The following is a 6,882-nucleotide window of genomic DNA, read 5'->3' as shown; positions in this document are numbered from 1 at the left end:
GCGGCCAGGCCGCCTGCCGCCAGCCAGGGACCGGCCACGATGACCGGGTCGAGCCACTGGTGGCTCAGGTCGGCACGCTTCGCCCCGGTCCGGGAGGCCAGCCCGTGATGGCTGAACTCGCTGCGCACACCGGATTCGGTGACGGGATTGTCCGGACGCAGGGTCGCGAAGGAGCGGAGGTGGCTTTCCCAGGCGTCGACCCGGTCGGCGGCCAGCAGGATCACCCAGTGGGCCGCCCGCGCCTCGCTGTACTTCCGGTAGGAGTACCGCCGCAGGGCGCCCGAGAGTCCCTTGGGCGGCGTCGACGTGCCGAAGACGGGCGTCAGCATGCGGTGCTCAAGGGATCGCTCGCGCGGCCATTTCTCCTCCTGGCGGTCGGGAAAGTCCCAGTGTGCGCCGGTGGCTCCGGGATCGAAGCGTTCCTTCGGCACGGCCGGACGGTCCTTCGGATCCAGGTCGGCACCCCAGCCCGGGATCCGGGCGCGGAGTTCTTCGCTGGTATGCCTGCGCTCGGGTTTTTCGGCTCTGTAGGGCATCGGGGGTCTCCTAGCCGGCATCGGGCACGATGAGCGGCTTGATGCAGCCATCGAGTTTCGACGAGAAAATGTGATAACCGTCGGAGATATGCTCCAGCGGTATGCGGTGGGTAACGATGTCGTTGGGTTTCAGGTAACCGTTGCGGATGTGCTCGAACAGCCGCGGCCACTGGCGCTTGACCGGGCATTGGTTCATCCGCAGCGTCAACCCTTTGTTCAGGGCGTCCCCGAACTTCACCGCGCTGAACATCGGCCCGTAGGCGCCCATCACGGAAATAGTCCCGCCCTTGCGGACCGAATCGATGGCCCAGTTCAGGGCGACGGGCGAGCCGCCCTGCAGCTTGAACTTGGCGGAGGTGAGGTGCTGGGTCAGGTTGCCGTCCGCCTCGGCGCCCACGGCGTCGATCGCCACGTCCGCCCCCAGATCATCCGTCACCTTCTTCAGGTGCACCACGATGTCGTCATGCTCGACGAAGTTGTAGGTTTCCGCATGCGCGAAGGAACGGGCCATCTCCAGCCGGTACTCCAGGTGGTCGATGACGATCACGCGCCCTGCTCCCATGAGCCAGGCGGACTTTGCGGCAAACAACCCCACCGGTCCGGCCCCGAACACCACCACGGTGTCGCCTTCGACGATGTCGCCCAACTGCGCCCCGAAGTAGCCGGTGGGCAGGGCGTCGGTGAGCATCACGGCGTCCTCGTCATCCATCCAGTCCGGGATCGGGGCGGGGCCGACGTCGGCGAAGGGCACCCGGACGTATTCGGCCTGGCCGCCGTCGTAGCCTCCGCAGGTGTGGGAGTAGCCGTAGATGGCGCCCACCGCCGTGGCATTCGGATTCACGTTGTGGCAGTTGGAGTACAGGCCCCGCGCGCAGAAGTAACAGGAACCGCAGTACACGTTGAACGGCACCATGACCCGGTCGCCAGGTGCGAGGTTCCGGACCGACGGACCCACCTCGTGGACCACGCCGATGAACTCGTGGCCGAACGTCATCCCGACCCGGGTATCGGGCATCATGCCGTGGTAAAGGTGCAGGTCCGAGCCGCAGATACCGGCCAGCGTCACCCGGACTATGGCATCGTTGGGGTGTTCAATGGCGGGAATGTCTTTTTCTTCTACCCGGGTCTTGTAGGGCCCGCGGTACACCATGGCTCTCATCGGTGCCTCCTGGGGGAAGCGGATAGTCGAGTGCCCGCAAGCTTCACACGCCCGGCAAGCAACGGTCAAGGCCCCCAGGCGTCCGGGAGGCCCGCGCCCGGGAGACCGTGCTGCCGGGGACGGGCGTGGCCGGTCCTAGGCGCCGTCTTCCGGGTCCCGCGGGGAGGCCGGTTCCTTGTCCCCGTCTTCCGCCCGGTCCTCGGGCCCGCGGTCGACGTCCGGTTCGATGGCGGCAGCCAGGCCGGCCGAGCCGGCGTGCGGCGGCGCGTCGGAATCCTGCTCCGGATCCGGGGCGTCCGCCTGGTACAGCGCCTCGTCGTCAGCGTGCTTGTCCCCGGCCATGCCCAGCCCTTTCCCGCATCCGGCTCTGTATTCCCTGGGGCAGAGCCTACGCCTGTTCGGGACCAAACGGGACCGGTTTCCGGCTCTCAGTTGCTCCCGCGAAGCTGGCTGACCACGTCGAGGACGACGGCGCGCAGGTCGCCGCCGTGTTCCGCGGCAACCCTGCGCTGGCGCTGGTAGCCGGCGCCGGCTTCGAGGATCTTCTCCACGTCTGCCAGTTCGTCGCTGCAGCCAAGCTTTCGGGCGACCGGTTCCAGCCGGTTCAGCACGTGTTCGCGCAGGTGCTCCGTGACCGGCATTTCCTTGCCGGCGGCGTTGAGGATGATGATGGCGTCCATGCCGTAGCGGGCGGCACGCCACTTGTTCTCCTGCACGTGCCACGGCGGCATGGTGGGGATCGCCCAGCCGTTGTCCAGGGCGGTGGAGAACTCGTCCACCAGGCATTGCGTCAGCGCGGCCACGGCCCCGACGTCCTGCAGGGTGGACAGCCCGTCGCACACCCGCATCTCGATGGTGCCCAGCGCGGGAACCGGCCGGATGTCCCAGCGGATCTCGCTGATCGTGTCGATCACCCCGGTGGTGAACATGTCCTCGACGTAATCCTCGTACACCGCCCAGCTGGGGAACTGGAACGGCAGCCCCGCGGTGGGCAGCTGCTGGAACATCAGCGCGCGCTGCGAGGCGTAGCCGGTGTCCTCTCCCGCCCAGAAGGGGGAGGAGGCGGAGATCGCCTGGAAGTGCGGGAAATAGTTGACGAGCCCGTCCAACACCGGCAGGGCCTTGTCCCGGTGGTCCAGGCCCACGTGCACGTGCACGCCGTAAATCACCATCTGGTGCCCCCACCACTGGGTACGGTCGATCAGCTTGGCGTACCGTTCCTTGTCGGTGACCGGCTGCAACCGCGGCGCGGCAAACGGATGGCTGCCCGCGCAGAAAAGCTCCACCCCCATCGGGTCGGTGACGTCGCGGACGGCCGCCAGGGCGCTGCTCAGGTCCGCTTTGGCCTCGCGGACGGTGTTGCAGACGCCGGTGACCAGCTCCACGGTGTTCAGCAGCAGCTCTTGCTTCACGTGCGGGTGCTCGTCATCGTCCCGCAGCTCCGGATGCCCGGCGCGGACGGCGTCCAGCACCTGCTCGGCCACCGAGACCAGTTCGCCGGTCTGGGCATCCACCAGCGCCAGCTCCCACTCAACCCCGAGGGAGGATTGGGCGGACCGTGCGAAATCGATGTACAAACGTTGCTCCGTCTTTGGCTGGACCGGCTGCCGCCGGAGGTATGCGTCTGCTGGGGCCGCGGGGCCAGACACAGCTTGATTCTAGTGCGTCAGGGCCTGGCGCTGCGCTCGCGGCTGCGGGCGCCGGCGGCGGGAACGGGCTCGACGACGATGGCGATCCGGTCCTCGCCGACCCTCGTCAGCACCAGGGTCGCCTTGTTCGGCCCCTTGCCGGAACCGGTCAACAGGGTCTTGCGCAGCTCGTCCGGTGCAACCGACGTGCCGCGCTTCTTGATCTCCAGCGTGCCGATCCGGCTCGCCTTCACCCAGGCCTTGAGCTTCTTGACGTTGTACGGCTTGACCTCCAGCACCCGGTACGCCCGGGCGAACGGCGATGGCTGCTGGGTGGTGGTTTCCACCAGGCGCAACTCCCGGCGCTCGATCCCGGCGGCAATCTCCTTGAGCGCGGGCAGGTCGTAGACGTCCTGGAGGCATTCGCGCACCGTCTCGAGGATGATCGGGAACGTCGGGTACTTGCGCGCCACATCCAGCAGCTGGGCGGAGCGTTGGCGCTGCTGCCAGAGCGGGCTGCGCTTGCCCGGATTCTTGCGCGGCAGGAGCAGGGCGCGGGCGGCGCATTCGCGGAAGCGGGAGGCGAAGAGCGCGGAACCGCCCACCTCCGCGGTGACGATCTGGTCCAGTTCCTCGGGGTCGAAGAGGAACAATTCGGCGCCGGGCGGCTCTTCTTCCATCATGGGCACGCGCAGCACGATTCCGTCGTCGGCGGCCATGGCGGAACCGTCCAGCCCGTACCTCTGATGCAGCCGGGCGCCGACCGCCAGCGCCCAGGGCGCGTGGACGGGCATGCCGAACGGGCTGTGCAGCACCACACGCCAGTCGCCGAGCTCGTCGTGGAAGCGCTCCACCACCAGGGTGCGGTCGCTGGGAACATCGTTGGTGGCCTGCTGCTGCTCGGCCAGGTAGGCCAGCAGGTTCCCCGCTGCCCAATCGTCCAGCCCGGCGGCGGCCAGCCGCTCGCGTGCCGGCTCCTCGGCCGTGCCGGACACTTCCCGGACGAAGCGGCCCAGCGCCCGCCCGAGCTCCACCGGCCTGCCCAGTGAATCGCCCTTCCAGAACGGCAGCTTGCCCGGCTGCCCGAAAGCGGGGGAGACGAGGACGCAGTCGTGGGTGATGTCTTCGATCCGCCAGCTGGTGGCGCCCAGCGCGAAGACGTCGCCCACGCGGGATTCGTAGACCATTTCTTCGTCCAGCTCGCCCACCCGGCGGCCGCCGCTGTTCTTCGCGTCCTCGGAGCCCACCAGGTAGACGCCGAACAGTCCGCGGTCCGGGATGGTTCCGCCGGAGGTCACGGCCAGCCGCTGCGCGCCGGGCCGGCCGGTGATGGTCCCGGCGACCCGGTCCCAAACGATCCGCGGGCGCAGTTCAGCGAATTCGTCGCTGGGGTAGCGCCCGGCCAGCAGGTCCAGGGTGGCCTCGTAGGCGGAACGCGGCAGCGTGGCGAAGGGCGCGGACCTGCGCACGACGTCGAACCATTCCTCCACGTCGACGGCGCCGAGGGCGGTGGCGGCCACGGTCTGCTGGGCGAGGATGTCCAGGGGATTGGCGGGGATATACAGGGGCTCGATGCGGCCGGCAAGCATCCGCTCGACGGTCACCGTGGTATTGACCAGGTCCTGGCGATGCTTGGGAAACAGCACGCCGTGGGAGACCTCGCCGACCTGGTGCCCGGCACGTCCTACCCGCTGCAGGCCGCTGGCCACGGACTGCGGGGATTCCACCTGCACCACCAGGTCCACGGCACCCATGTCGATGCCCAGCTCCAGGCTCGAGGTCGCGACCACGCAGCGCAGACGTCCGGACTTCAGGTCGTCCTCGATCTGCGCGCGCGCCTCCTTGCTGACCGAGCCGTGGTGGGCTCGGGCGAGGACGGCATCCGCGCCGGAGGCCGAACCGGCCTGGGCCATGATCTGGGCCGGCGGCTTGGTCTGCGTGCGGGAACCGGAACCGGAAGCTGAACCCGAACCGGAACCGGAACCCGAGCCGGGCCCCGGACCGGGAGCGTTCTCGGCAGCGTCGTCATGGGCGGCGGCGGTGCCCCAGACGTCCTCGCCGGACAGCGGGAGGGACTCGCGTTCGGTCCAGATTTCGTTGAACCGGGCGGTGAGCCTCTCCGCCAACCGGCGCGAGTTGGCGAAGACGATGGTGGACCGGTTTTCGGCGATCAAGTCCACGATCTTCTCTTCGACGTGCGGCCAGATGGACGCGGGCTGCGCGCCGGCGCCCAGTTCCTCCTGGCTGGGCGAGGCCAGCGCGGTCATGTCCTCCACCGGCACCGTGACCGTCAGGTCCCATGACTTCCGGGCGGGAGGGGCGACAATCTCCACCGGGGAATTGCCGCCCAGGAACCGGGCCACGGTATCCAGCGGCTCGACGGTCGCGGAGAGGCCGATCCGCTGGGCGGGCCGCTGCAGCAGGGCGTCCAGCCGTTCCAGGGTGACAGCCAGGTGGGCGCCGCGTTTGGTCCCGGCCACGGCGTGGACTTCATCGATGATCACGGTGTCCACCGACGCCAGGGTTTCCCGCGCCCTGGAGGTCAGCATCAGGAACAACGATTCCGGCGTGGTGATCAGGATGTCCGGCGGGTGGGTGAGCAACCGGCGCCGTTCATTGGGCGGGGTGTCACCGGAACGGACGCCGACGGTGATGGACGGGGCGGGCAGGTCAAGCCGTTTGGCGGTCTGGGTGATGCCGATCAGCGGCGCGCGCAGGTTCCGCTCCACGTCCACACCCAGCGCCTTGAGCGGCGAGATGTACAGCACCCGGGTGCCGCCGGACTCCTCGCGGGCGGCGCGTCCCCGTTTGGGCGCCGCTTCCGGCACAGCGGCGGGAGGTTCGGCCTGCGTCTGTGCCCGGGAGATGAACGTGTCCAGCGCCCAGAGGAAGGCCGCCAGGGTCTTGCCGGAACCCGTGGGCGCCACCACCAGGGCATGGGAGCCGGCGGAAATGGCGTTCCACGCACCGGCCTGTGCGTTGGTGGGCGCGGCGAAGGCGCCGGCGAACCACTCGCGGGTGGCCGGGCTGAAGCGTTCGAGCACAGACGTCGTCATACCGATGTCTTGAGCCTAGCGGCCGGCACCGACGCTGTGCAGTTCCCGGTGTGCAGTCCGGGGAGCGGGCGGGCGGCTACGGGGCCTGGAAGGTGCCCACGGTCATCAGCACCACGGAGGAGTCCGAGCAGCCGACCGTCTCCTGCTTCGCGACGAGCGATTCCTTTTGGTTCGGCGGGTAGACCCTGACCCCCGCCACATCCGTGAGTCCGCATTCCTCGCCGTAGTTCTGCGCGTTGGTCTGCTGCAGCTGCGCCTCGGCGGTTCCGCCCGGCTCCAGCGTGACGGCCGCCGTCGCTGCCGCCGGGTCCCGTTCGGCCGGCGCGCCCACCTGTGTGCCGTCGGCGTCGACGTAGGAGACGCCGGGGTACCCCTGGAGCGTGCAGGACCCGGTGCCGGTGTTCGTCAGTACCAGCGTGCGGTAGACGCTGCCGGCGGCCCCGGCGCCGGGTTTGGTTTGAATGGCCGCTTCCAACTGGTCGGCGCGGCAGGAACCGTCGGCG

General features: G+C 69.1%; 5 protein-coding genes and 2 pseudogenes. All 7 read right to left on the bottom strand.

All coding sequences use genetic code 11. The features are described 5' to 3' along the window. Positions 1 to 536 (bottom strand): hypothetical protein (locus AC5RUJ_RS08565; protein WP_494155761.1); only part of this gene is annotated, 536 nt, incomplete at its 3' end. A gap of 10 nt (positions 537 to 546) precedes the next feature. Further along, complete coding sequence (locus AC5RUJ_RS08560) at positions 547 to 1,695, bottom strand: zinc-dependent alcohol dehydrogenase (protein WP_494128355.1); 1,149 nt, start codon at positions 1,693 to 1,695, stop codon at positions 547 to 549. Between the two features lie 135 nt (positions 1,696 to 1,830). Continuing rightward, a complete protein-coding gene (locus tag AC5RUJ_RS08555) occupies positions 1,831 to 2,037 on the bottom strand; it encodes a hypothetical protein (protein ID WP_494000401.1) in 207 nt (68 codons plus the stop codon). A gap of 86 nt (positions 2,038 to 2,123) precedes the next feature. Continuing rightward, positions 2,124 to 3,272 (bottom strand): glutamate--cysteine ligase, encoded by a 1,149-nt coding sequence (locus tag AC5RUJ_RS08550; RefSeq protein WP_494000400.1) that lies wholly within the window; start codon positions 3,270 to 3,272, stop codon positions 2,124 to 2,126. Between the two features lie 89 nt (positions 3,273 to 3,361). Then, positions 3,362 to 3,625: pseudogene (locus AC5RUJ_RS08545) on the bottom strand (THUMP-like domain-containing protein); the annotation flags it as partial. A 3-nt stretch (positions 3,626 to 3,628) separates the two neighbouring features. Next, positions 3,629 to 6,379, bottom strand: a pseudogene (locus AC5RUJ_RS08540) (DEAD/DEAH box helicase); the annotation flags it as partial. A 76-nt stretch (positions 6,380 to 6,455) separates the two neighbouring features. Then, positions 6,456 to 6,882 (bottom strand): DUF4232 domain-containing protein (locus tag AC5RUJ_RS08535; RefSeq protein ID WP_494155760.1); only part of this gene is annotated, 427 nt, incomplete at its 5' end.

It is taken from the genome of Arthrobacter sp. Y3223164, assembly GCF_059091005.1.
The sequence above is the reverse complement of the archived record's forward strand: the minus strand, read 5'-3'. Positions and strand labels throughout refer to the sequence as shown.

Coding starts and splice junctions, on each gene's coding strand:
- AC5RUJ_RS08560 (WP_494128355.1), bottom strand. CDS start 1,695: ATGAGAGCCATGGTGTACCGCGGGCCCTACAAGACCCGGGTAGAAGAA.
- AC5RUJ_RS08555 (WP_494000401.1), bottom strand. CDS start 2,037: ATGGCCGGGGACAAGCACGCTGACGACGAGGCGCTGTACCAGGCGGAC.